This window comes from Isoptericola sp. F-RaC21, from assembly GCF_038593535.1.
Classification (GTDB): Bacteria; Actinomycetota; Actinomycetes; order Actinomycetales; family Cellulomonadaceae; genus Isoptericola.
On record NZ_JBCFYX010000002.1, the window covers coordinates 126,094 to 149,677 of the forward strand.

Consider the following 23,584-nt stretch of genomic DNA (forward strand, 5'->3'; position numbering starts at 1 on the left):
CGTCGGTACGAGGTCACCCGATGATCGGGCGTTCCTCGGGGAAGCGTACGATGCGGCGCCGGTCGCGCAGGGCCAGGGCGCCGAGCAGCGAGATGACGCCCACGCGCCCGACGAACATGAGGGCGGCGAGCAGGTACTTCGCGGCGTCGGGCAGGGACGCCGTGACGCCGGTGGACAGGCCCACCGTGGCGTAGGCGGAGATCACCTCGAACAGCGCCTCGGACAGCCGCAGGTCGGTCATGCGCAGCAGCGCGAGGCACGACACGAGCACGGCGGTCGCGCCCACGAAGACCACCGCGATGGACAGCCGCAGCGTGTCGCGGGGGATGCGCCGGCCGAACACCTCGGTGTCGGCGTCGCCGCGGGCCTCGGCGACGATCGCGAGCAGCATGACGGCGAACGTCGTGACCTTGATGCCGCCCGCGGTCGACGCCGAGCCGCCGCCCACGAACATCAGGGCGTCGGTGAGCAGCCAGGTCTCCTGGGTCATCTCGTGCACGGGCACGGAGCTGAAGCCCGCCGAGCGGGGCATCACCGACGCGAACACCGACGAGAGGATCTTGGTCGAGAAGCTCTGCTCGCCGAAGGTCGCCGGGTTGTTCCACTCCAGCGCGCCGATGAGGATCGCCCCGGACACGAGGAGCGCGAGGCTCGTGGTCACCGTGAGCTTGGTGTGCAGGGACAGGGCGCGCACCCAGTGCTTGTGCTTGCGGCGCCGGTTGGTGATCACGTTGAGGATGACGGGGAAGCCGAGCGAGCCGATGAAAACGCCCAGCGCGATCGGCACCAGCACGAACCAGTCGGAGGAGAAGGGGAGCAGGCCGTCCGGCGTCGGCACGAACCCGGCGTTGTTGAACGACGAGATGCCGTAGAACAGGGCGTGCCACGCGGCGATCCCGGCGTGGTCGCCGAGGACGAGGAAGCGCGGGAACAGCAGCAGCGAGAGGATCAGCTCGATGCTCGTGGCGGTGATGATGATCGTCCGCAGCAGCGCGCCGACCTCGCCGAGCCGCTCCGTCTTCGTCTCCGAGGCGGTCAGCAGCTTCTGCGTGAGGCCGAGCCGTCGGGATACCGCGAGGCCCAGCAGCGAGGCCAGCGTCATCACGCCCAGGCCGCCCACCTTGATGCCGACGAGGATGACGACGTGCCCGAACTCCGACCAGTAGGTCGCGGTGTCCTGCACGACGAGGCCGGTGACGCAGACGGCGGACGTCGCCGTGAACAGGGCGTCGACGACCGACGCCCCCCGGCCCGACGTCGTCGCCCAGGGCGTGAGGAGCAGCAGCCAGATGACGGTGATGACGGCCGCGAAGACCGTCATCGCCAGCCGGGCGGGGTACTCGCGGGCCGCCCGGTTGGCCCATCCGCGCAGCGCGAGCGCGCGACCGCCCCACGTCCTCGGCACCGTGCCCCCTCTCGCCCCTCAGTCGCTGGGCACAGCCTGCCACGACGTCGGCTACCGTGACGGGATGCGCGTCGCCCGGCTGCTGTGGAGCCCCGAGCTCCTGCGGTACGACTTCGGACCCGGGCACCCCATGGCGCCCGCCCGCCTCGACCTGACGATGCGGCTGGTGGCGGACCTCGGCCTGCTCGACGAGCCCACGCTCGAGGTGGCCGACGTCGAGCCCGCCCCCGACGCGCTCATCGAGACGGTGCACGACGCCGCGTACGTCGCGGCGGTGCGGCGCGCGGCCGCGGACGGCACGCCCGACCCGGCGCGCGGGCTCGGCACCGAGGACGACCCCGTGTTCCCGGCGATGCACGAGGCGGCGGCGCGGCTGGTGGCGGCGTCGGTGGACGCGGCGGAGGCGGTCTGGTCGGGCCGGGTGGCCCACGGCGTGAACATCGCGGGCGGGATGCACCACGCCCAGCGCGGCGCGGCCTCCGGGTTCTGCATCTACAACGACGCCGCCGCGGCCGTGCAGCGCCTGCTCGACCTCGGGGCGGAGCGGGTCGCGTACGTCGACCTGGACGCCCACCACGGCGACGGCGTCGAGGCGATCTTCTGGGACGACCCTCGCGTGCTCACGGTGTCCGTGCACCAGGACGGGCACACGCTGTTCCCGGGCAGCGGCAACGCCGGCGACACGGGCGGGACGGCGGCGCAGGGCACCGCGGTGAACGTGGCGCTGCCGCCGCGGACGGACGGCGCGCACTGGCTGCGCGCGGTGGACGCCGTCGTGCCGGCGGTGGTGCGCGAGTTCCGCCCGCAGGTGATCGTGTCGCAGCACGGCTGCGACGCGCACGGCAACGACCCGCTCACCGACCTCGACGTGGGCGTGGGTGCGCAGCGGACGGCCGCGCGCTGGGTGCACGAGCTCGCGCACGAGCTCGCCGACGGCCGGTGGGTGGCGCTCGGGGGCGGCGGGTACGCCGTGGTCGACGTCGTGCCGCTGGTGTGGGCGAGCCTGGTGGCGGAGGCGGCGCACGCGCCGCTGGCGATCGGCATCGAGCTGCCGGAGTCGTGGCGCCGCGAGGTCGAGGAGCTGTCCGGGCTGGACCCGGCCGAGCGCCTCGGCAGCGGTGACGTCGCGTGGCGGCCGTGGGCCGACGGGTACGACCCGGCCGACGACGTCGACCGCGCCGTCCTCGCCACCCGCCGGCACGTCTTCCCCACCTGGGGGCTGGACCCGTACCGCGACTGACGTCACGGCGCCCGTCGGACGGGCGCCGGTCGGGAGGACGCCGCGCATCGGGTACCCTGGGGGACGGACTTTTCCGCGTTGGTCGGCTGCTCCTGGAGACAGGGCTCCTGGGACCAACCGTGTTCCACCGACCGACAAGCATTGTGAGGACCTCATGGGCTCCGTCATCAAGAAGCGCCGCAAGCGCATGGCGAAGAAGAAGCACCGCAAGCTGCTGCGCAAGACGCGTCACCAGCGTCGCAACAAGAAGTGACGTCGTCCGCCTGACGGCGGACAGCACGGACGAACGGGCCCGGCACCTCCACGGAGGTGCCGGGCCCGTTGTCGTCGGCCTTCCCGCCGGTTGAGCTCGTCGAAACCCGTGGCCCTGGGTCTCGACAGGCTCGACCAGCGGATCAGCGGCCCTGCAGCCGCCGCCGGATGCTGCGCAGCACGAGCCCGGCGACCCAGGCGGCGCCGGCCCACGACGCCGTCTTCATCCCGCGCCCGGCCACCCGCCGCCCGCGGCCGCGGAACTCGCGGATGGGCCAGCCGACCTCCTTGGCGTGCCGGCGCAGGCGCGCGTCGGGGTTGATGGGGCAGGGGTGCCCCACGGTGCGCATCATCGGCAGGTCGTTGAGGGAGTCGCCGTACGCGTACGAGGCGGCCAGGTCGATGCCCTCGCGCTCTGCGAGCTGCCGCACCGCGGCGCCCTTCGCCTCGCCGTGCATGAGGTCGCCGACGAGCCGGCCGGTGTAGAAGCCGCCCGAGTGCTCGGCGATCGTGCCGAGGCAGCCTGTGGCGCCGAGGCGACGGGCGATGAGGCCGCCGATCTCGACCGGCGTCGCGGTCACGAGCCACACCTGGTCGCCCGCGGCGAGGTGCTCGTCGAGCAGCCGCTTGGTGCCGGGGAAGATGCGCAGCTCGAGCACCGTGTCGTACACGTCCTCGCCGACGGCGGTGATCTCCGCCACGGACCGGCCCGCGATCAGCGACAGGGCCCGGCTGCGCACCGTCTCGATCTGGGAGCGGGACTCGCCGAACACCAGGTACTTCGCCTGGATGAGCGCGAACCGCAGCAGGTCGCGGGTGCCGAAGAACCGGCGCTGGTACAGGGCGCGGGCGAGGTGGAACGCGCTGGCGCCGCGGATGATCGTGTTGTCGACGTCGAAGAAGGCTGCGGCGCGCGCCGGCGGGAACGACTCGGCGGGCGACGGCATGCGGTCCACTGTATCGGCGCCGCTACCCTTGGCAGGTGAGCAGGCCGCAGGGATCCGCAGGTGAACCCCGGGTGCTGCTGTACACGCGTGTCGGCTGCCACCTGTGCGACGAGGCTCGGGCGGTGGTCGCGGACGTGTGCGGCGCGGCGGGGGAGGCGTGGCGGGAGGTCGACATCGACGTCGACGGGCCCGACGGTGACCTGGTGGGCAAGTATGGGGACTACGTGCCCGTCGTCGAGGTGGACGGCGTGCAGCAGGGCTTCTGGCGGGTGGACGGCGCGCGGCTCGCGCGGCGGCTGGCCCGTTGAGCCCGGGAGGGGACGACGGGGTGATCCAGCAGTGATCGAGCTCGGTGAGGCGACGGTGCCGGCCGCGACGGTGGCGCGGCTGCCGTACTACCTGCGCGCGCTGCGCGACCTGGCGGAGGCCGGCGTGACGACGACGTCGTCGTCGGAGCTGGCGGAACGGTCGGGGGTGGGGTCGGCGCAGCTGCGCAAGGACCTGTCGTACCTCGGGTCGTTCGGCACGCGCGGCGTGGGCTACGACGTGCAGTCGCTGGCCCAGTACATCGCGACGGCGCTGGGGCTGGAGTCCGAGCACCGCCTGGCGATCGTCGGCATCGGCAACCTGGGGCACGCGCTGGCGAACTACTCGGGGTACGCCGCGCGCGGCTTCCAGGTGGTGGCGCTGCTGGACGCGGACCCGCAGGTGGTGGGTCGCTCCGCGGCGGGGCTGACCATCGAGCACGTCGACGCGCTGGAGGACGTGCTCGCGCGCACGGGCGTGTCCATGGTGGTGCTCGCGACGCCCGGGCCGGTGGCGCAGGGCATCGCCGAGCGGATCGTCGGCTGCGGGGTGCGGGAGATCCTGTCGTTCGCGCCCGTGGCGCTGCAGCTGCCGGACGACGTCGTCGTGCGCTCCGTGGACGTGGCCGGCGAGCTGCAGATCCTGGCGTTCCACGCCGCAGCCCGCGCCGCGACCAACGGAACCCCCGCGAGGTAGTTCCGGACGCGCCGAGGTAGTTCGAAAACTGCCGAGGTAGTTCGAAGGGCGGTCCGCAGACGTGCGGACCGCCCTTCGAACTACCTCGGCAGTGTGTGAACTACCTCGGCGCGAGGCTCAGGCCTGCTTGATCGCCGAGACGTCGAGGGCGATCTTGACCTTGTCGCCCACGAGGACGCCGCCGGTCTCGAGCGCGGCGTTCCAGGTCAGGCCGTAGTCCTTGCGGGAGATCTCGATCTCGGACTCGAAGCCGGCGCGGGGGTTGCCGAACGGGTCGGTGGCGGTGCCGGTGAACTCGGTGGGCAGCGCGACGTCGTTGGTGACGCCGTTGATCGTCAGGGCGCCGTGGATGACGTAGTCGTCGCCGTCCGTGCTGATGCCCTTCGAGGCGAAGGTCCAGACCGGCTTCTCCTCGGCGTGCCAGAAGTCGGCGCTCTTCAGGTGGCCGTCGCGGTTCTCGTCGCCGGTGTTCACCGACGCGGCGTCCAGCTCGGCGGTGACGGCCGACGACTCGAGGTCGTCGCCCACGGTGATCTCGCCGGACGAGATCGCGATCGTGCCGCGGACCTTGGCGATCCCGGCGTGGCGCACGGAGAACGAGGCGGTCGAGTGGGCGGTGTCGATGGCGTAGGTGCCGGCGGTCAGGCCTGCGGGCAGCGCGGTCATGCGGGTCTCCTCGTGTGGTCGGTCGTGCTGATCCATCCAAAGTAGTTGATGAATCAACTATCGTCGAGAGGGGGAACGTGAGGCTCTCGTAACCTATTCCCGTGGGTGCGACGACGGCGCGGGAGCGCGACGACGAGGGTGGCGCGGACGTGCGCTGGCTCGACGAGGAGCAGCAGTGGGCGTGGCGGCGTTTCCTCGAGGGGACGTCGCGCTTCTTCGAGGCGCTCGGCGACGCCCATGACGAGGGGCTGCCCGTCACGCTCGGCGAGTACCACCTGCTGGTCCAGCTCTCCGAGGCGCCCGGGCGGACGCTGCGGATGTCGGCGCTCGCGGAGTTCCTCGCGCTGTCGCGCAGCCGCCTGACGCACACGGTCGACCGGATGGAGCGGCGCGGGCTCGTCGTCCGCACGCCCGTGCCCGGCGATCGGCGGGGAGTGAACTGCGTCATGACCGACGCCGGGTACGCGGCGCTCGTCGACGCCGCGCCCGGGCACGTCACCGCCGTGCGTCGGCTGCTGGTGGACGCCCTCACCGACGAGGAGTTCGCCACGCTGGGACGCGCGATGGCAAAGGTCGCCGAGGCGTCCAGGGGTTCCGCCGGAGCCTCGTCGGCCTGATCGGATCGCCCGGCTCGGGCGCGCTGTCCCTCTGTCTCGCGGAGCGAGAAACCGGTTGCTCGTGCGTACAACGATGGAGGAGGGTGGGTCCCGCTCCATCGGACGGAGCGGACCGACAACGATCCGAGAACGAACCGAGACGAGTCGAAAGGGATCGACGATGACCCGGAAGACGACAAGGAACGGCAACGGACGCACCCGCGCGACCCTCGGCGCGCTGGCGGGGATGGCGGTGGCCGCCGGCACGGCGGTGCTCGTCTCCGCGACGCCGGCCACCGCGGACGGCACGGCGGTGGCGGCGGACTGGCCGACGGCCACCGGCGACGAGAACGTGTCGGAGACGATCGAGGTGAGCGGCACCTTCGACGGCGAGCTCGTGCGCTACGGCGGCTTCGCCTCGGGCGACCAGGGGGAGGGGGGTGACCCGATGTTCCAGCTCGAGGACGGCGCCGTCCTCAAGAACGTGATCCTCGGCGAGGACCCCGGCGACGGCGTGCACTGTTCCGGCACCTGCACCCTCGAGAACGTGTGGTGGGAGGACGTCGGCGAGGACGCCGCCACGCTCAGGGACAACGAGTCCGGCAGCGACACGATGACGATCGACGGCGGCGGCGCACGTGGCGCCGACGACAAGGTGTTCCAGCACAACGGGCCCGGCAACGTCGTCATCAAGAACTTCCAGGTCGAGGACTTCGGGAAGCTCTACCGCTCGTGCGGCAACTGCTCGACGCAGTACGACCGCCACGTGACGATCCAGGACGTGACGGTGACGGCCCCCGGCAAGTCCCTCGCCGGGATCAACTCGAACCTCGGCGACACGGCGACCATCTCCGGCGTCACGATTGTCGGCGACGACGACAAGGACATCGCCGTCTGCGAGGAGTACGAGGGCGTGACCGACGGCGAGCCGGAGAAGGTCTCGGAGGGCCCCTCCGACGCCTGCCGGTACACGGAGTCCGACATCAGCTACGAGTGATCCCCGTGCGCCGGTGAGAGAGGTCACAGACCTCCGGGGTGTCCGCTGAGCAGGACCTGGGTACCCCGGAGGTCTGGGACACTGGGACGCATGGCCACCACCACCGTCCATCTCGTACGGCACGGCGAGGTCCACAACCCGGACGGCGTCCTCTACGGACGCATCCCCGGCTACCGCCTGTCCGACCGGGGTCAGGCGATGGCGCGCCGCGTGGCGGAGCACCTGTCCGGCACGGGCCGCGACGTCGTCGCCGTCGTCGCCTCCCCGCTGCAGCGGGCGCAGGAGACCGCGACCCCGACGGCCGAGGCCTTCGGCCTGGCGCTCGCCACCGACCACCGGCTCATCGAGGCGGGCAACCACTTCGAGGGCACGACGATCGGGAAGAACCCGGGGCAGCTCGCGCACCCCCGGTACTGGCGCTACCTGTGGAACCCGCTGCGCCCGTCGTGGGGCGAGCCGTACGCGGAGCAGGTGACCCGGATGCGGGCCGCCGTCGACGACGCGCGCCGCGCCTACGCGGGGCACGAGGTGGTGCTGGTGAGCCACCAGCTGCCCGTGTGGGTCACCCGTCGCTCCTACGAGGGCGGCTCCCTGGCGCACGACCCGCGGCGCCGGCAGTGCGCCCTGGCGTCGCTGACGTCGCTGCGCTTCGACGGCGAGACCTTCGTGGGCCTGCACTACACCGAGCCCGCCGCCGACCTGCTCGCGGGCGCCGACCCGGTGCCGGGGGCATGATGCGCGCCACCCGCACGCGCGCGCTCCGCCGCGCCTCCGTGGCCGCCTGCGCCGTGCTCGGCCTGGGCCTGCTCGCCGCGTGCGGCGCCCAGGACTCGGGCGCCGGCGACGTCGTCGGGCAGGGCTTCGTCTCCGGCGACGGCTCCGTGAAGCAGTGGGACGCGGGGGACCGCGAGGACCCCGTGACCGTCGAGGGCACCACCTTCGAGGGCGACGACGTCAGCACCGACGACTGGCGCGGCGACGTCGTCGTCGTGAACACCTGGTACGCCGGCTGCGCGCCGTGCCGCGCCGAGGCCCCCGACCTGGTGGCCCTCGCGAACGACCGCGAGGCCGACGGCGTGCACGTGCTCGGTATCAACACCGAGGACGAGGCGGGCGCCGCCACCTCCTTCCAGCGCACCTTCGACGTGCCGTACCCGTCCATCGAGGACCGCAGCGGCCAGGTCGTGGCCAAGCTGTCGGGCGTCGTGCCGCTGCAGGCCGTGCCGTCGACCGTCGTGCTCGACGCCGAGGGGCGCGTCGCGGCCCGCGTGATCGGGCAGGCCGAGGCGTCCACGCTCGACGCGATCGTCGACGAGGTCCTCGCCGAGTCCGACGGCGGGTCGGGCGGCGGCTCCGGCGACGCGAAGGACGCCTGATGGGCGGCGCCTTCGCCACCACGGCGTTCAGCGGCTCGATGCTGCTGGCGCTGCCCGTGGCGCTGATCGCCGGCCTGGTGTCGTTCGCGTCGCCGTGCGTGCTGCCGCTGGTGCCCGGCTACGTGGGGTACGTCAGCGGCATGGCGGCCGCCTCGGCCGGATCCGGCGGGCGGGCCCGTGCGGGCGTCCCCGCGGACCCCGGCCGTCGCCGCGTCGTCGCCGGCGTGGCGCTGTTCGTCCTCGGGTTCACCGCGGTGTTCGTCGTCCTCATGGCCGCCGCCGGAGCGGTCGGGTCCTACCTGGTGCAGTGGGAGGACACGATCATGCGCGTCCTCGGCGTCGTCGTGATCCTCATGGGGCTCGCGTTCCTCGGCGCCGTGCCGTTCCTGCAGCGCGAGCGCCGCATGCACCTGAGCCCGCAGGCCGGGCTGTGGGGCGCGCCGCTGCTGGGGATCGTCTTCGGCCTCGGCTGGACGCCGTGCATCGGCCCGACGCTGGCCGCGGTGCAGGCGCTGTCGCTCGACCAGGCGTCGGCGGGCCGCGGCATCGCGCTCGGGATCGCGTACTGCGTCGGGCTGGGCGTGCCGTTCCTGCTGGTGGCGCTCGGGCTGCAGTCGTCGCAGCGCATGCTCGGCTTCCTGCGGCGCCACCGGCTGGTCATCCAGCGCGCGGGCGGCGCCCTGCTGGTGCTGGTCGGCCTGGCGCTGGTCACGGGCCTGTGGGCCACGTGGACCGGCCAGCTCCAGGGCTGGGTCAGCGGGTTCGGGACGGTGGTGTGATGAGCGACAAGGCGACCTACCGCCCCGAGGGCATCCACGACGCGTTCACGGAGGGGCGCGGCGACGACGCCCCGGCGGCCCCGGGCGACGGGAAGCAGAAGCCCTCCGGGCCCAACCTGCCGACGCTCGGCTGGCGCGGGATGCTGCGCTGGACGTGGCGGCAGCTCACGAGCATGCGGGTGGCGCTCATGCTGCTCATGCTCCTGGCCGTCGCGGCGGTGCCCGGCTCGGTGCTGCCGCAGCGCGGCCAGGACCCCGCGAAGGTCCTCGAGTACCTCGGCGACCACCCCACGCTGGGGGAGTGGCTCGACCGGTTCGGCTTCTTCGAGGTCTACAGCTCGGTCTGGTTCTCCGCGATCTACATCCTGCTGTTCGTGTCGCTCGTGGGCTGCATCGTGCCGCGCACGCTCTCGCACGCGCGCGCCCTGCGGAACCGCCCCCCGAAGACGCCCGTGCGCTTCGGCCGGTTCCCCGCCACGGCCGAGGCGAGCACGACGGCGTCGCCCGACGCCGTCGTCGACGCGGTGGCCACGCACCTGCGCGGGCCGTGGCGACGGCTGCCGACGTTCCGGGTCGACGTCGGCGCGGAGGAGCCGCGGCTCGGCCGCCCGGCCACCCGCACGGTCGCGGCGGAGCGCGGCTACCTGCGCGAGACCGGCAACCTGGTGTTCCACCTGGCGCTGCTGGGCCTGCTCGTCTCGGTCGCCCTCGGCCAGCTGCTGCACTACCGCGGCCAGGCGATCGTCACGGAGGGCCGCGGCTTCGCCAACGCCGTCGTGGACTACGACACCTTCGACAAGGGCGCCTGGTTCCGGCCGGCGTCGCTGTCGCCGTTCTCCATGACCCTCGACTCGTTCGACTCCGAGTTCGCCTCCGACACGGTCGCCTTCGCCCAGGCGCGCGACTTCACGGCGCACGTGACCGTCACGGAGCCCGACGGCGGGCAGCACTCCGACCAGATCAAGGTCAACTCCCCGCTGACCGTCGACGGCGCCAAGATCTACCTGCAGGGCAACGGGTTCGCGCCCGAGATCACGGTGAAGGACGGCGCCGGCGAGATGGCGTTCTCCGGCCGCGTCCCCTTCCTGCCCGAGGACACCATGTACACCTCGCGCGGCGTCGTGAAGGTGCCGGACGTCTCGAAGGGCCAGGAGCAGGTCGGCCTCATCGGGTACTTCCTGCCCACGGCCGTCGTCGAGGAGGACGGGTCGGCACGCTCCGTCTTCCCGCAGCCGCAGAATCCGCTCATGGTGCTCGAGGTGTACCGCGGCGACCTGGGCCTGGACGACGGCGTGCCGCAGAACGTGTACCGCCTCGACACGGCGAACCTCACGCCGTCGGTGGACGACGACGGCCAGCCGATCAAGCTGCTCGTGAAGCCGGGGGAGACGGTCGAGCTGCCCGACGGCCTCGGCAGCGTCACCCTCGGCGAGGACGTGCCGCGCTACGTCGCGCTCGACCTGCGGTACGACCCGTCGCTCGGCTGGGTGCTGACGTTCGCCCTGCTGGCCCTCACCGGCCTGGCGGTCTCGCTGTTCACGCCGCGCCGCCGCGTGTGGGTGCGATCATGGGAGACCACGGACGACGACGGCCGCGCCGTCACGCACGTCGAGCTCGCCGGGCTCGCGCGCGGCGACGACGCCGGCCTGCAGCGCGAGGTCGACAAGGCCCTGGCAGCGGTGCCGGGGGTTGCCGACGGCACGAGCGACGACGACACCACCGACGACACGACCGACGACGACACTGTCGCCGCCGACCACCAGAGAACCGCCACGGAGGACTGACCATGCAGATCGCCGAGCTGAGCGTGCTGCTCGTCTGGGGCGCCGCCACGGCGCTCACGATCGCGCTCGTCGCGTTCGCGATCGACCTCGGCCGCCGCACGGAGGCGCGGGCCGACGCCCACGCCGAGGCGCGCACTCCCGTCGCGGTGGGGGCCGGGTCCACGACCGCGGGCGCACCGGCCGGCGGCTCCGGGGCTGCGGAGGGCGCCGCGCCGGCGCGCCGTCGCGCCGCCGGCATCGCCATGTCGACCACCTGGCTGGGCACCGCGATGCTCCTCGTGGCGATCGTGCTGCGCGGCCTGGCCGCCGGCCGCACGCCGTGGGCCAACATGTACGAGTTCACGCTGGTGGGCTCGTTCATGGCCCTCGCGGTGTTCCTCGGCATGAACGTGCGCAAGGACTACAAGTTCCTCGGGGCGTTCGTCACCGGGCTGGCCGTGCTGTTCCTCGTGCTCGGCCTGAACGTCTTCTACATCGCCGCGACGGGCGTGCAGCCGGCCCTGCAGAACTACTGGCTGGTCATCCACGTGGGCGTCGCGATCAGCGCGACCGGCATCTTCACGGTCGCGTTCGTGTCGTCCGTGCTGCAGCTGGTGCGCGACAGCCGCGACTCCGGCTCGCCGTACCTGCAGCGCCCGGGCTTCCGCTGGCTCGACCGCGTGCCGACCCCGACCTCGCTGGAGGCGCTGTCCTTCCGGCTCAACGCCGTCGGCTTCGTGCTGTGGACGTTCACCATCATCGGCGGCGCCATCTGGGCCGAGCACGCCTGGGGCCGCTACTGGGGCTGGGACCCCAAGGAGGTCTGGAGCTTCGTCATCTGGGTCGTCTACGCGGCCTACCTGCACGCCCGCACCACCCGTGGCTGGGACGGCCGCCGGGCCGCGTGGTTCGTGATCGTCGGCTACCTGTGCGTGCTGTTCAACTTCACCGGCGTGAACCTGATCTTCAACGGCAAGCACTCGTACTCGGGCCTCAACACCGACAGCACCGGCGGCGCCTGACGCCAGCCCTGCTGACCGAGACCCGTTGTGGGTGGGATTTTGGCCCTGTTTCACGTCCGAAACAGGGCCAAAATCCCACCCACAACAGTCAGGGGGTGTCGCCGTTGCCGCCGCCCTCGCGCTCGCGACGGCGCTTCTCCTGCTCGAGGCGCCACAGGAACTCCGGGTCGTCGTCGGGTGCGACGGGGCCGGACGGCCGGCGCGGGCCGGAGGGGCGTCGCCCGGGGCGTGACGACGGTCCCGGGCCGCCGCCGGACGCGCGCCGCGCCGAACGCTTCACGACGATCCACGCGACGGCGCCGAAGATCGGCAGCAGCACGATGATCACCGCCCACAGCCACCGTGGCAGGCCGCCGCGCTCGTCCTCCTCGGAGCCGAACAGGTCGAGGAGGGCGTAGAGGGCGAGCCCCACCACGAGAAGGGGCAGGATCACACGCGCGAACATGGCCCCAGCCTAGTTCGGCGTCGGGATGCTCAGGATTCGCGCCTACCCTGGACGGGTGCCCCTCGTCATGTACACCGTCTGGCGGATCCTGCTGTTCGTCGCCGCCCTCGGTGCCGGCTACCTGCTCGGCCTGCGCAGCTGGCTCCTCGTCCTCGTCGCCGCCGTCGTGGCGTTCGCCGTCTCGTACCTCGCCCTGAGCAAGCCGCGGGACGCCGCCGCGCGGTGGCTGGCGGAGAAGGAGCAGCGGCGCAAGGACGGCTCCGACAAGCACGACGCCGACTCGGACTACGAGGACTCCGTCGTGGACCGGGAGAACCCCACCGCCGGGTGAGTCCCGCGAGGGTCAGAGCGCCAGGCCCAGGCCCAGCAGCACGCCGTACGCGAGCTCGAACATGCCGGTGCCGGCGAGCACCTTGACCAGCAGCGGGCCGCGCGCCCCCGCGATCACGGGGGTCACGAGCAGCGCGGCCGGCAGCAGCAGCACCGTGACCAGCAGCGCCCACGGCGACCACGCCGCGCACACCATGCCCAGCACCACGGGCAGCAGGATGCAGGCGGCGTACCAGCGCCGGGCGCGGTGGTCGCCCAGCCGGACGGCGAGGGTGCGCTTGCCCGCGACGACGTCCGTCGGGATGTCGCGCACGTTGTTCACCATGAGCAGGCCGCAGGCGATCAGGCCGACGCCGACCGCGCCGAGCACGGACGGCCACGTGAGGGCGTCCGCCTGGGTGTAGGTGGTGCCGAGCGTCGCGACGAGCCCGAAGAACACGAACACGCCCACCTCGCCGAGCCCGGCGTACCCGTAGGGGTGCTTGCCGCCGGTGTAGTACCAGGCGGCCAGCACGCACACCACACCCACGGCCAGCAGCCACCAGTGGCCGGTCACGGCGCACAGGGCGAGGCCGAGCACCCCGGCGACGCCGAACGAGGCGAACGCGGCGCCCTTGACGCGGCGGGGCGCCGCGATGCCGGAGGCGGTGAGCCGCAGCGGCCCCACCCGGTCCACGTCGGTGCCGCGCACGCCGTCCGAGTAGTCGTTCGCGTAGTTGACGCCCACCTGCAGGGCGAGCGCCACGCCGAGCGCGAGGACAGCGGGCAGCCACGCGAACGCGCCGACGTCCGCCGCGGCGCCGGTGCCGATCAGCACCGGCGCGGCGGCGGCCGGCAGGGTGCGGGGTCGTGCTCCGGCGATCCACTCGCTCGACGTGGCCATGGTTCTCCGTCCATCCGTGCGGCGCCGGGCGTCGCGTGCGCGAGCGGGTCAGGCGTGCGCCTCGTGCTCGCGGACGAGGGCGACGACGCCGCTGCGGTCCACCTTGCCGGGGCCGCGCAGCGGGAGCGCGGCCGCGGCGTACACGCGGCGGGGCGCGGACGGCCCACCCAGCCTAGTCGTCGCGGCCGACCGCACCCGCGCCAGCGCGTCGTCGTCGACCGGCACGAGGGCCGCCCCCGGACCGGGGGGTCCCGCGGGAGCCGCGACGACGGCGACGAGTGCCTGGCCCCACTCCGGGTCGGGGACGCCGACGACGCACGCCTCGCCGCCCAGCAGCTCCCCGACCAGCGCCTCGACGGGCGCCGGCGCCACGTTCACACCGCCCGTCACGACGACGTCGTCCGCGCGGCCCAGCACCTGCAGCGTGCCGTCCGAGCGCAGCCGGCCGAGGTCGGACGTGCGGAACCAGCGCGACCCGTCCGGGTCGGTGCGGAACGCCGCGGCCGTGGCGGCGCCGTCGCCCAGGTACCCGGTCGCGAGCGTGGGCCCGCCCAGCTCGACCACCCCGATCTCCCCGGACCTGTCAGAGCCAGGGCGCGCCATACCCCGCCCTGGCTCTGACAACTCTGGGGCGACGACGCGGACCCGGACGTCGCGCAGGGGCGCGCCGTCGTACACGCAGCCGCCGGCGGTCTCGGACATGCCGTAGGTCGTCACGACGCGCACCCCCGCGTCGGCGGCGCGCTCGAGCAGCGCGGGCGGCGACGCCGCACCCCCGAGCAGCACCGCGGCGCAGCGGGCCAGCGCCGTCAGGCCGCGGGGAGCGCCGTCGTGCGCCGCGGCGAGCAGGCGGTGCACCTGGGTGGGCACCAGCGACACGTACACGGGGTCGTCGCCCGCGGCGGCGAGTGCCGGCTCGAGCAGGTCGGCCAGGCCGTCGGGCGTGAAGTGCGCGTCGGGGTCCGCCGCCGTCAGGGGGGTCCCGGCGAGCGCCGACCGGACCACCACCTGTAGGCCCGCCACGTGGGTGGGCGGCAGCGTCAGCACCCACCGCCCGGGACCGCCGAGGCGCTCGTGCGTGGCGGTCGCGGAGGCGCGCAGCGCGGCGGCCGGGAGCGCCACCTCGCGCGGCGTCCCCGTCGAGCCGGACGTGCGCACCACGAGCGCGGTACCCGGGGGCACCGGGGCCCGCGTCGTGCGGGGCAGGGGGACGACGGCGGGACCGCCGTCGAGCGCGGCGCGCACGGCGTCGCGGAGGGCGTCTGCGGGCGGGGCAGGGTGGGGACCGGGCACCGCACCAGGGTAGGACCGCGCCCTTCGGGCCGACGACGGGCCTGCCGTAGGGTGGCACGGTCCCGGCGCGGGAGGCCCCGGGCCGCGCGCCGCACGCACGTCGAGGAGGACGCCGAGGATGCTCATCACTCCCGGAGGCGCGCCCCGCGGCGCCCGGACCGGCGCCGTCGGCGCGCTGGTCGCGCTCGCCCTGCTGGCCACGTCCGCCTGCGGCGTCGGCGAGCCCGCCGCCCCGCCCACCGTGACCGCCGCCCCCGACGTCGCGGTGCCCAAGGCGGCCCCGCCGGATCCCGTGAAGCCGAAGCCCAAGCCCAAGCCCGTGGTGTGGCCGCTCAACGGCAGGCCGACGGGCACCACGAAGGTCCCCGCCCGGCCCGCCGTCGCCGTGAAGATCGAGAACTCCGTGCAGGCGCGGCCGCAGACCGGGCTGCAGAAGGCGGACATCGTGTGGGAGCAGGTGGTCGAGGGCGGCATCACGCGGTACGTCGCCGTGTACCAGTCGACGCTGCCCGGCACGGTCGGGCCCGTCCGGTCCGTGCGCCCGATGGACCCGGCCATCGTCGCGCCGATGCGCGGGATCCTCGCGTACTCGGGCGGGCAGCCGCCGTTCATCCGCGCCGTGGGGAAGGCGAAGGTCCAGTCCGTGACGATGGACAGCGGCGACCCCGGCTTCCGGCGCAGCGGCGACCGGGCGGCGCCGCACAACGTGTACGGGTCGGTGAAGACGTTCGCGAAGCAGGCCAGCAAGAGCCGCGCGACGCCGCCGCCCGCGCAGTTCTCCTACGCGGCCAAGGTCGGGCGGGGCACAGCCGCGACGAACGACCGCACGGGCCACGTCGCCGACGTCCGGCTCTCGCCGGCGCAGCGGACCGTGTGGCGGTGGAAGGCGAAGACGAAGACGTACGCCCGCTACGACGGCTCGCGCCCCTCGATCTCCTCCGGCAGCCAGCTGCGCGCGCGGAACGTGCTGATCCTGTCCGTGCAGATGAAGAACACGAAGTACCGCGACCCGAGCGGCGCTCCCGTGCCCGAGACGCAGATGGTCGGCCGCGGCAAGGGCGTGCTGCTCACCCGCGGCAAGGCACTGAACGTGGTCTGGTCCAAGAAGAAGACGGGCAAGAAGCTGGTGCTCACGACCCGCGGCGGCGACCCGGTCACCCTCGACCCGGGCAACCTGTGGGTCGAGCTCGTCCCGCGCGGCAGCGGGTCGTGGCGGGTGCGTTGACGCCGGATCGGGGCGATCCGGGCCTACGGTGAGGTCGTGTGACCGCGCGCACAGCCCGCCATCTCGGGAGGACCGCATGACCGCAACGCCCCGCCCGACCCGATCCCGGCGCGCCCCCGCGTCGGCGCTGGCCGCCGTGGCGGTCGGCGCCGTCCTGGCGCTCGGGGCGTGCTCGTCCGGAGGGTCGCCCGCGCCGACCGTCACGCCGAGCGCGGACAAGGGCGCGCCGCCGTCGCCCACCATGCCGTCCGCCTGGCCGCTCACCGGGGTGCGCTCGGACGACGTCGCCGCCCGCCCCGCGCTCGCGATCAAGGTGGAGAACGCGCCCGAGGCGCGGCCGCAGACCGGGCTCGAGGACGCCGACCTCGTGTGGGAGGAGGTCGTCGAGGGCGGCATCACGCGGTTCGTCGCCGTGTACCACTCGACGCTCCCGAAGGCGGTGGAGCCGGTGCGCTCCGTGCGGCCGATGGACCCGGACGTCGTCGCGCCGCTCGGCGGGCTCCTCGCCTACTCGGGCGGCCAGACTCCGTTCATCAAGGCCGTCGAGAAGTCCGGCACCCAGTCCGTGATCATGGACCGCGGCGACGCGGGCTTCTCCCGCGACCCGGACCGGTCCGCCCCGCACAACGTGGTCGGGGACCCGAAGGCGTTCCTCGACCAGGCCGACGGCGACCGCACCGTGCCGCCGCCCGCCCAGTTCCGGTACGCGGCCGGGGCGGGCGAGGGGACCGCGGCGGCCGACGGGACGAAGGCGGGCACGTTCGCCGTGACCCTCAGCCCCGCGCAGCGCAGCGTCTGGGACTGGTCGGGCAAGGCGAAGCAGTGGCAGCGCAGCGAGGGCTCGCGCGAGTCGGTGTCGTCGTCGGGCGCGCGGCACGCGGCCACCAACGTGCTCGCGCTGTCCGTCGACGTCGTGGACACGAAGTACAAGGACCCCGCCGGCGCTCCCGTCCCCAAGACCGAGCTGGTCGGCAAGGGCAAGGGCGTGCTGGCCTCCGCGGGCAGGACCCTGCCCGTGCAGTGGTCCAAGAAGGACCAGAAGTCCCCGGTCGAGCTCACCCACGACGGCGAGCCCGTCGAGCTCGACCCCGGCAGCACGTGGATCGAGCTCGTCCCGAAGGACGGCGGGAGCTGGAAGGCCTCCTGACCGCCGACGTCGCGCGGCCGCGGCGGGCGGGGAGTCAGCCGAGGCCGTGCACGACGAGGTCGAAGGCCACCACGTGCCCCTCGACCGCGGTCAACCACTCGAGGAACCCGCGCTCCTCCCGCTCCCACACCGTGGTGCCGTCCCGGAGGTCGAGGGTGACCAGCCGGTGGTGCTCGTCGTTGCCGCTGACGCCGATCAGCAGGCGGGTGCCGTCCGTGACCGCCCCGGCGACCCAGGTGCCCGAGCCGTCGCTCGACGCCGGCAGCAGGTCGTCACGCGCCCAGATCACGGCGCCGGTCTGCCGGTCGAGGCCGACGAGCCCGTCGTCGACCTGCGCGACGACGACGCCTGCGACCCGCGCGAGCACGTCGGCCGGCCCGTCGACCGTGGCGGTCCACTCCTTCGCGCCGTCCGGGTCGAACGACGCGAGCCGCAGCTCCGACGGGCCGTCGCCCGCCTCGCTCACCCCCGTCAGGGCAAGCGAGGAGGAACCGGGGGCGTCGTCCACCGTCGGCGGGACCGACCAGCCCGGCACCGTCGTGACGACCGTGCCGTTCTCCTCGAGCACGGTGCTCTGCTTCTCACCCGGGACGACGTAGCCACCGCCGACGAGCGGCATCGCCCACTGGCCGTCGGTGCCCGTGTCGAGCACGGTCCCGTCGGGCGTGACGACGACCGAGGCGCCGCACACGGCGAGCGTCGTCGCCGACAGGGACGCGACGACCGCGGGGGCCGTCGCCAGCTCGGGGTCGGCGCTCCCGTCCTGCATCATCCCGCACTCCTCGAGGTCCTCCGGCCGGAGGCGCAGGGTCGCCTCGCCCCGCACCTCGCCGGTGAGGGCGTCCTCCAGGCGGAGGTGCGGGTCGACCCAGCCGTCGGCGCGGAGCCTGCTCAGGGTGTCCGCGTCGGGTACGTCGTCCGAGGGCCAGGGCGCGGTGGCGTCGGTGAGGTCGTCGGCCACCGCGATCGCGCCGCCGGCGGCGGGCACCACCACCGGGGCACCGTCCGGGCTCACGTCGTCGTACACGTCGGTCCGCGCGGCGCCGATCGGGCGTTCGCCGACGACGGAGCCGGCGGCGTCGAGCACCGTGACGGTGCGGTCGTCCGGGTCGCCGCCGAGACAGACGACTTCGTCGGCGGGCGGGACCGGATCCTCCCGGTAGCCCCGCTGCGGCCCGCACGTCGGGAAGGCCCCGACGTCGTGCCGCCACACCTCGCGGCCGGTTCCGGCGTCGAGCGCCGACGCCTCGGTTCCCTCGGTTCTGAGCAGGAGGCCGCCGGAGAGCGCCACCAGGGTGCCGTCGCCGTTCGCGAGCTCCCACGTCTCGGCCAGCGGCTCGGACAGGTCGCCGACGGCTCCGGGCAGGCCCTGCACCGCCTCGGCGCGCAGCCGCTCGGCACGGGCGTCGAGCAGGCCCGGCATCACGGCTGCGGTGGCGGCGGCGACCACGACGACGGCGGTGCCCGCCGCGACGGTGACGCGGCCGCGGCGGGACAGGGCGCGCCAGCGTGCGACGGCGCGGTCGCGGAGGGTGGGGGAGCCTGGTGCGTCGCCGTCGGTCGCCGGCCGGCTGTCGCCGTCGTCGCGCTCGTCGTCCGGCACGAGCTCGAAGGTGGTCATCGGCTCGGAGCGTCGGAACCTCGGCGGCATGGCCGGAGGCTATCGGCACACCGGCCGTGCGGGCCGGGTCGACGCGGGTGAGAACGTCAGAAGGCGTACGGGAACCGCGACCAGTCGGGGTCGCGCTTCTCGAGGAAGGCGTCGCGGCCCTCGACGGCCTCGTCGGTGAGGTAGGCGAGGCGGGTGGCCTCCCCGGCGAAGACCTGCTGACCCATGAGGCCGTCGTCGGCCAGGTTGAACGCGAACTTGAGCATCCGGACCGCCTGCGGGGACTTGCCGGCGATGGTGCGCGCGTACTCGATGGCGAGGCCCTCGAGGTCGTCGTGCTCGGCCACCTCGTTGACGCCGCCCCACCGCTCGGCGTCGTCGGCGGAGTACTCGCGGGCGAGGAAGAAGATCTCCCGCGCACGCTTCTGGCCCACCTGGCGGGCGAGGTAGGCGGAGCCGTAGCCGCCGTCGAACGAGCCGACGTCCGCGTCCGTCTGCTTGAAGCGCCCGTGCTGGCGGCACGCGATCGACAGGTCCGCCACGACGTGCAGCGAGTGCCCGCCACCGGCGGCCCAGCCGTCCACGACGGCGATGACGACCTTCGGCATCGTGCGGATGAGGCGCTGCACCTCGAGGATGTGCAGCCGACCGGCGCGGGCGGGGTCGACGGCGTCGGCGGTCTCGCCCAGGACCTCGCCGCCGTCGGGGGCGTCGACGGCGGTCGTGTACTGGTAGCCGGAGCGGCCGCGGATGCGCTGGTCGCCGCCGGAGCAGAACGCCCAGCCGCCGTCCTTCGGGGACGGGCCGTTGCCGGTGAGCAGCACGGTGCCGACGTCGGAGGTCATGCGGGCGTGGTCGAGCACGCGGTACAGCTCGTCGACGGTGTGCGGGCGGAACGCGTTGCGCACCTCGGGCCGGTCGAACGCGACGCGCACCACGGGCAGGTCGCGCACGACGGCGCCGTCGGCGTCGCGCTCCACCCCGCGGTGGTAGGTGAGGTCGGTGAGGTTCTCGAACCCGGTGACCTCGCGCCACCGCGTGGGGTCGAACGTGTGGGAGACGGTCCGGGGGAGGGGTGCGCTGCTCACGCCGTCACCCTAGTTCGTCGCCGCCGAGGCGCTCGCCGCGAGGAGGACAGCCCGAGCGCCAGCCCCGCCGCGACGACGAGGGCGCCCGCGACGCCGTGGGCCGTCGGCGTCTCGACGCCGAGCGCGAGGGACGCGACGAGCGCGGCGACGGGCATCAGGCCGGCGAAGAGCCCGGCGCGGGCGGCGCCGACCCGCGCGAGCCCGGTGTACCAGAGCAGGAAGGCGACCGCGGTGACGACGACGGACAGGTACGCCAGCGCGGCCAGCTCGCCGCCGTCGGGCACGGCGAGCAGCGGACCAGGCGCGAGCAGGCCGAGCAGCAGGAGCTGCGGCACCGCCGCGGCGCACGCGTACGCCGAGACGCGCAGCGCCCCCAGCGTCGGCAGCAGCGGGACGGCGAGCAGCGAGAACGCCGCCTCGCACGCGAGCGCCCCGACGGCGAGCAGCAGGCCGAGCGGGTCGGCCGAGCCGACGCCCTCGGCGAGGACCACCCCGGCGGTGACGACTGCCGCCGCCGCCAGGGTCCGCGGCGCGAGGCGGCGCTCGCGCACGGCCTGGGTGGCGGCCAGGACGACGGGCGTGGCGCCCACCACCGCCCCCACCAGGGACGGCTCGGCGTGCCGGGTGGCGAGGACGACGAACGCGCTGAACCCGGTGAGGCCCGTCGCGGCGAGCGCCGCGAGGCGGGCGGCCTGGCGCGGGCTCGGCAGCACGAACGACACGCGCCGCCACCGCATCACCGCGAACAGGCACAGCGCGGCGACGGCGTACCGCGCGGCCTGCCCGCCGAACACCGGGTAGTCCGCCAGCGCGGCGGACGCGGTGAACGAGGCCCCGACGAGCACCATCGCGACGGCGCAGAGGCCGTACGCGGCGATCGTGCCGTCCGTGGCTCCCGGTGGTCGAGCCTGTCGAGACCCGGGAGAGGTCGGTCGGTCGACGTCGACGGAGGCGGTCGAGGAACGTGTCATGCCTGCGACGCTACGAGCGCGCTGGACCGGCGGGCAGGGCCAGTTCGTTGCTGGTTCACTGGTCCAGATGAGGCGGCTGCACCCCGAGGACCTGCTTCTCCTGCTCGGCGCCCGTCCGCGCGCCGACGTCGGCGCCTGGCTGCGCGACGGGCTGCGGGACGCCGTCGCGTCCGGACGGCTGGAGGCCGGCGTCGCACTGCCGTCGTCGCGGGCCGCGGCGGCGGGCCTGGGCGTCTCGCGGGGCACGGTCGCGGCCGCGGTGGACGAGCTCGTGGGGGAGGGCGTCCTCGAGAGCCGCCCCCGCTCGAGCGTCGTCGTGGCGGACCTCGCCCGTCGCCCGCGCGGCGCCGCCCCCGGGCCTGCGCGTGCCGGTGCGGAGGCCCCCGGGGAGCGGCCGGCCAGCGTGGGGGCGCCCGACCCGGCGCTCTTCCCCCGCGCCGCGTGGGCTCGCGCCGTGCGCGACGCGACGCGCGAGCTGCCCGACGCGGAGCTGGGGTACCCCGACCCGCAGGGCCTGCTCGAGCTGCGCCTGGCCCTCGCCGCGCACCTGCGCACCGCGCGCGCCGCCCCGGTCGAGGCGCGGGACGTGGTGATCGTCAGCGGCGTCGCGCAGGGGCTCGCACTGCTGGGCGAGGTGCTCGCCGAGCGGTCCGCCGGACGCCGCATCGCCGTCGAGGACCCGGCGTCACCCGGGGTCGTCACGCAGCTGCGCGACGCAGGGCTGGAGGTCGTCCCCGTGCCCGTCGACGACCGGGGCATCCGCACCGACGCGCTGCCCGACGCCGCGGCCGCCGTCGTCACACCGGCGCACCAGTTCCCCCTCGGCGTCGTCCTCGCCCCCGAGCGACGGCGCGAGCTGGTCGCCTGGGCGCGGGACGGCGGCCGGCTGCTGCTGGAGGACGACTACGACGCCGAGCTGCGCTACGACCGGCAGCCGGTCGGCGCGCTGCGGGGCCTGGACCCGGACCACGTCGTCCTGCTCGGCTCGGTGTCCAAGCTGCTGTCCCCGTCGTTGCGGCTGGGCTGGGTGGTCGCGCCGGCCGGGGCGCGCGACGCGCTCGTCGACGCCAAGCGGCGCGCCGACCTCGGCTGCTCGGTGCCGGAGCAGGCGGCGTTCGCCCGGCTGATCGCCGACGGCGCGTACGCGCGGCACCTGCGCCGGGCCCGGCTGGCGTACAAGGGGCGCCGAGGGCTGCTGCTGGACGCCCTGGCTCGCGACGCGCCGCAGCTGGTCGTGGAGGGCGTCGCGGCGGGGCTGCACCTCGTCGTGCGCCTGCCGGACGACGACGCCGAGGCGCGGGCCGTGGCCGCCCTGCGCGACGTCGGCGTGCCGGCGGAGGCGCTGTCCGGCATGTCGGTGCGCCCCGGCTCCCGGGGCGTCGTGGTCGGGGCGGCGCGGGTGCAGGGTTCGGCCGTCGCACGCGTCGTCGAGATCCTGGCGGCCGCGGGCGGAGTAGAGGCGACTTCACAGGAGAAGTGACGTGTGCTTCGCTCTCGGCATGCTGACCCGCGCGTCCCGCACCCTGGCCGCGACGGCCGTGATCCCGCAGGTGGGCAGTGCATAGCCGCGTCCGTGAGCTGCGGGGCTCGGCACCCGCGTGGACGAGCTGTTCATCCCCGACGACGACGACGACCGGTCCGTCGTCGACAACGACGAAGGAGTGGTCTGATGGTGGTGCTGGTGGTCGCGGTGGCGGTTGCGGTGGGGGTGTGGCTGATCACCCGCGCGGCCGCCCGCGGACAGCTGGGGGCCAACGGCGCGGTCGGCATCCGCACGCCCGCCACCCAGCGCTCGGAGGCGGCGTGGGAGGCCGGCCACCGGGCCGCCCTGCCGCTGCTCCGCTGGGCCGCGATCGTGATCGCGCTCGCCGGCATCGGCGCCCTCCTCGTGCTCGGCCCGGACGGCGCCGGCCGGCTCGAGATCGCCGGCCTCGTGCTGCTGGTGGCGGTCCTCGTGGTCGTCGTGGTCGCCGGCGTCGTCGCCCACCGCGCGGCGTCCCGGGTGCCCGTGCCGTGAGCGGCGCGCCCGTGCCCGCCGAGCGGTTCACCGCGCCCACGCCGGGAGGGATCCGGGGGCTCGGCGTCGGGATCGCCGCGCTCGAGGCCGTCGGGACCGGCTGGGCTGTGTGGGCGCTGCACGACGCCCCCGGGCTCCTGGTCGCCACGCTCGTCCCGCTCGCGGTCGGCGCCCTCGTCGCGGTGGCGCTGATCGTCTGCCGGATCGAGGTCACGGTCGCCGACGCGTTCGCGGTCTTCGCGTTCCGGCCGCTGCACCGTGCCGTGGTCGACACCGCCGACGTCGCCGCCGTCGAGCTCGTGGACCGGGTGGACCCCGCGCGCCTCGGCGGGGTCGGGCTGCGCCGGATGCCGGGCAAGGTCACCGGCCTGCTGTGGGGGCCCGGACCGGGGGTCGAGGTCCGCACGACCCGCGGCGAGCGGATCGTCGTCGTGGTCCCGGCGGCGCGGGAGCTGCACGACGCGCTGGACTCCGCCCGGGCGCGGCACGCCTGACGAGCCCTCCGCGACGGCGCGACGACCGGCCGGGGCG

At 74.5% G+C, this 23,584-nt stretch carries 26 protein-coding genes; 17 read left to right on the top strand and 9 right to left on the bottom strand.

Features of this window, described 5'->3' with window-relative positions; genetic code table 11:
• Nucleotides 1-13: 13 nt before the first annotated feature.
• The gene (locus tag AAG589_RS05930; protein ID WP_430566352.1) at nucleotides 14-1,405 is read right to left on the bottom strand and encodes a TrkH family potassium uptake protein; all 1,392 of its coding nucleotides are present in this window, start codon (nucleotides 1,403-1,405) and stop codon (nucleotides 14-16) included.
• A 64-nt stretch (nucleotides 1,406-1,469) separates the two neighbouring features.
• Between AAG589_RS05930 and AAG589_RS05935 the strand changes: the two genes are divergently transcribed.
• Both AAG589_RS05935 and AAG589_RS05940 read left to right on the top strand, forming a co-directional pair.
• Complete coding sequence (locus AAG589_RS05935) at nucleotides 1,470-2,645, top strand: acetoin utilization protein AcuC (protein WP_430566353.1); 1,176 nt, start codon at nucleotides 1,470-1,472, stop codon at nucleotides 2,643-2,645.
• A 154-nt stretch (nucleotides 2,646-2,799) separates the two neighbouring features.
• Nucleotides 2,800-2,898 (top strand): 30S ribosomal protein bS22, encoded by a 99-nt coding sequence (locus AAG589_RS05940; protein WP_003792170.1) that lies wholly within the window; start codon nucleotides 2,800-2,802, stop codon nucleotides 2,896-2,898.
• 142 nt (nucleotides 2,899-3,040) lie between these two features.
• Here the strand turns inward: AAG589_RS05940 and AAG589_RS05945 are convergent, their stop codons facing one another.
• Nucleotides 3,041-3,844, bottom strand: a complete 804-nt coding sequence (locus tag AAG589_RS05945; protein ID WP_430566354.1) for an HAD family hydrolase — start codon at nucleotides 3,842-3,844, stop codon at nucleotides 3,041-3,043.
• 35 nt (nucleotides 3,845-3,879) lie between these two features.
• On the opposite strand from AAG589_RS05945, the gene AAG589_RS05950 reads away from it, so the two are divergent.
• Together AAG589_RS05950 and AAG589_RS05955 are read left to right on the top strand one after the other, a co-directional pair.
• Nucleotides 3,880-4,152 (top strand): glutaredoxin family protein, encoded by a 273-nt coding sequence (locus tag AAG589_RS05950; RefSeq protein ID WP_430566355.1) that lies wholly within the window; start codon nucleotides 3,880-3,882, stop codon nucleotides 4,150-4,152.
• Nucleotides 4,153-4,183: 31 nt separating this feature from the next.
• The gene (locus AAG589_RS05955; protein ID WP_430566356.1) at nucleotides 4,184-4,846 is read left to right on the top strand and encodes a redox-sensing transcriptional repressor Rex; all 663 of its coding nucleotides are present in this window, start codon (nucleotides 4,184-4,186) and stop codon (nucleotides 4,844-4,846) included.
• A gap of 117 nt (nucleotides 4,847-4,963) precedes the next feature.
• On the opposite strand, the gene AAG589_RS05960 is transcribed toward AAG589_RS05955, so the two are convergent.
• A complete protein-coding gene (locus tag AAG589_RS05960) occupies nucleotides 4,964-5,512 on the bottom strand; it encodes a YceI family protein (protein WP_430566357.1) in 549 nt (182 codons plus the stop codon).
• Between the two features lie 101 nt (nucleotides 5,513-5,613).
• Here AAG589_RS05960 and AAG589_RS05965 point away from each other — a divergent pair, with 101 nt between their 5' ends.
• The 7 genes from AAG589_RS05965 (at nucleotide 5,614) to ccsB (ending at nucleotide 12,045) form a co-directional block, all read left to right on the top strand.
• Nucleotides 5,614-6,129, top strand: coding sequence for a MarR family winged helix-turn-helix transcriptional regulator (locus tag AAG589_RS05965; protein ID WP_430566358.1), 516 nt, complete (start codon nucleotides 5,614-5,616; stop codon nucleotides 6,127-6,129).
• A 160-nt stretch (nucleotides 6,130-6,289) separates the two neighbouring features.
• Complete coding sequence (locus tag AAG589_RS05970) at nucleotides 6,290-7,105, top strand: pectate lyase (RefSeq protein WP_430566359.1); 816 nt, start codon at nucleotides 6,290-6,292, stop codon at nucleotides 7,103-7,105.
• A gap of 90 nt (nucleotides 7,106-7,195) precedes the next feature.
• Entirely contained in the window at nucleotides 7,196-7,840 is a 645-nt protein-coding gene (locus AAG589_RS05975) for a histidine phosphatase family protein (protein ID WP_430566360.1), read from the top strand.
• Nucleotides 7,837-8,481, top strand: coding sequence for a TlpA family protein disulfide reductase (locus tag AAG589_RS05980; protein WP_430566361.1), 645 nt, complete (start codon nucleotides 7,837-7,839; stop codon nucleotides 8,479-8,481). Before AAG589_RS05975 ends, AAG589_RS05980 begins: the two co-directional genes overlap by 4 nt.
• Complete coding sequence (locus AAG589_RS05985) at nucleotides 8,481-9,260, top strand: cytochrome c biogenesis CcdA family protein (protein ID WP_430566362.1); 780 nt, start codon at nucleotides 8,481-8,483, stop codon at nucleotides 9,258-9,260. Before AAG589_RS05980 ends, AAG589_RS05985 begins: the two co-directional genes overlap by 1 nt.
• Entirely contained in the window at nucleotides 9,260-11,044 is a 1,785-nt protein-coding gene (gene resB / locus AAG589_RS05990) for a cytochrome c biogenesis protein ResB (protein ID WP_430566363.1), read from the top strand. Before AAG589_RS05985 ends, resB begins: the two co-directional genes overlap by 1 nt.
• 2 nt (nucleotides 11,045-11,046) lie before the next feature.
• Nucleotides 11,047-12,045: a c-type cytochrome biogenesis protein CcsB gene (ccsB, locus tag AAG589_RS05995; protein ID WP_430566364.1), complete on the top strand. Its 999-nt coding sequence runs from the start codon at nucleotides 11,047-11,049 to the stop codon at nucleotides 12,043-12,045.
• Between the two features lie 88 nt (nucleotides 12,046-12,133).
• Here the strand turns inward: ccsB and AAG589_RS06000 are convergent, their stop codons facing one another.
• Complete coding sequence (locus AAG589_RS06000) at nucleotides 12,134-12,490, bottom strand: PLD nuclease N-terminal domain-containing protein (RefSeq protein WP_430566365.1); 357 nt, start codon at nucleotides 12,488-12,490, stop codon at nucleotides 12,134-12,136.
• 55 nt (nucleotides 12,491-12,545) lie between these two features.
• Here AAG589_RS06000 and AAG589_RS06005 point away from each other — a divergent pair, with 55 nt between their 5' ends.
• Nucleotides 12,546-12,821 carry a DUF4229 domain-containing protein gene (locus AAG589_RS06005; protein ID WP_430566366.1) on the top strand — a complete coding sequence of 92 codons (276 nt, stop codon included), beginning with the start codon at nucleotides 12,546-12,548 and terminating at the stop codon, nucleotides 12,819-12,821.
• Nucleotides 12,822-12,833: 12 nt separating this feature from the next.
• Here the strand turns inward: AAG589_RS06005 and AAG589_RS06010 are convergent, their stop codons facing one another.
• Together AAG589_RS06010 and AAG589_RS06015 are read right to left on the bottom strand one after the other, a co-directional pair.
• Nucleotides 12,834-13,703 carry a 1,4-dihydroxy-2-naphthoate polyprenyltransferase gene (locus tag AAG589_RS06010; RefSeq protein ID WP_430566367.1) on the bottom strand — a complete coding sequence of 290 codons (870 nt, stop codon included), beginning with the start codon at nucleotides 13,701-13,703 and terminating at the stop codon, nucleotides 12,834-12,836.
• 48 nt (nucleotides 13,704-13,751) lie between these two features.
• Nucleotides 13,752-14,996, bottom strand: a complete 1,245-nt coding sequence (locus AAG589_RS06015; protein ID WP_430566368.1) for an AMP-binding protein — start codon at nucleotides 14,994-14,996, stop codon at nucleotides 13,752-13,754.
• Nucleotides 14,997-15,114: 118 nt separating this feature from the next.
• On the opposite strand from AAG589_RS06015, the gene AAG589_RS06020 reads away from it, so the two are divergent.
• On the top strand, nucleotides 15,115-16,221 hold the full coding sequence (locus tag AAG589_RS06020) for a DUF3048 domain-containing protein (protein ID WP_430566369.1): 1,107 nt from the start codon (nucleotides 15,115-15,117) through the stop codon (nucleotides 16,219-16,221).
• A 76-nt stretch (nucleotides 16,222-16,297) separates the two neighbouring features.
• The gene (locus tag AAG589_RS06025) at nucleotides 16,298-17,368 is read left to right on the top strand and encodes a DUF3048 domain-containing protein (protein WP_430566370.1); all 1,071 of its coding nucleotides are present in this window, start codon (nucleotides 16,298-16,300) and stop codon (nucleotides 17,366-17,368) included.
• A gap of 34 nt (nucleotides 17,369-17,402) precedes the next feature.
• Here the strand turns inward: AAG589_RS06025 and AAG589_RS06030 are convergent, their stop codons facing one another.
• From AAG589_RS06030 to AAG589_RS06040, 3 genes are all read right to left on the bottom strand, one after another.
• On the bottom strand, nucleotides 17,403-18,989 hold the full coding sequence (locus AAG589_RS06030; RefSeq protein WP_430566371.1) for an outer membrane protein assembly factor BamB family protein: 1,587 nt from the start codon (nucleotides 18,987-18,989) through the stop codon (nucleotides 17,403-17,405).
• 86 nt (nucleotides 18,990-19,075) lie between these two features.
• The gene (locus AAG589_RS06035) at nucleotides 19,076-20,065 is read right to left on the bottom strand and encodes a 1,4-dihydroxy-2-naphthoyl-CoA synthase (protein ID WP_430566372.1); all 990 of its coding nucleotides are present in this window, start codon (nucleotides 20,063-20,065) and stop codon (nucleotides 19,076-19,078) included.
• Nucleotides 20,062-21,036 carry a DMT family transporter gene (locus AAG589_RS06040; protein WP_430566373.1) on the bottom strand — a complete coding sequence of 325 codons (975 nt, stop codon included), beginning with the start codon at nucleotides 21,034-21,036 and terminating at the stop codon, nucleotides 20,062-20,064. The genes AAG589_RS06035 and AAG589_RS06040 overlap by 4 nt, the downstream gene beginning before the upstream one ends.
• A 67-nt stretch (nucleotides 21,037-21,103) precedes the next feature.
• Here AAG589_RS06040 and pdxR point away from each other — a divergent pair, with 67 nt between their 5' ends.
• The 3 genes from pdxR to AAG589_RS06055 all read left to right on the top strand — a co-directional run bounded on the left by pdxR (nucleotide 21,104) and on the right by AAG589_RS06055 (nucleotide 23,547).
• Entirely contained in the window at nucleotides 21,104-22,516 is a 1,413-nt protein-coding gene (gene pdxR, locus AAG589_RS06045) for a MocR-like pyridoxine biosynthesis transcription factor PdxR (RefSeq protein WP_430566374.1), read from the top strand.
• A gap of 189 nt (nucleotides 22,517-22,705) precedes the next feature.
• Nucleotides 22,706-23,053, top strand: coding sequence for an SdpI family protein (locus tag AAG589_RS06050; RefSeq protein ID WP_430566375.1), 348 nt, complete (start codon nucleotides 22,706-22,708; stop codon nucleotides 23,051-23,053).
• Nucleotides 23,050-23,547, top strand: a complete 498-nt coding sequence (locus AAG589_RS06055; protein WP_430566376.1) for a hypothetical protein — start codon at nucleotides 23,050-23,052, stop codon at nucleotides 23,545-23,547. The genes AAG589_RS06050 and AAG589_RS06055 overlap by 4 nt, the downstream gene beginning before the upstream one ends.
• Nucleotides 23,548-23,584: the final 37 nt, after the last annotated feature.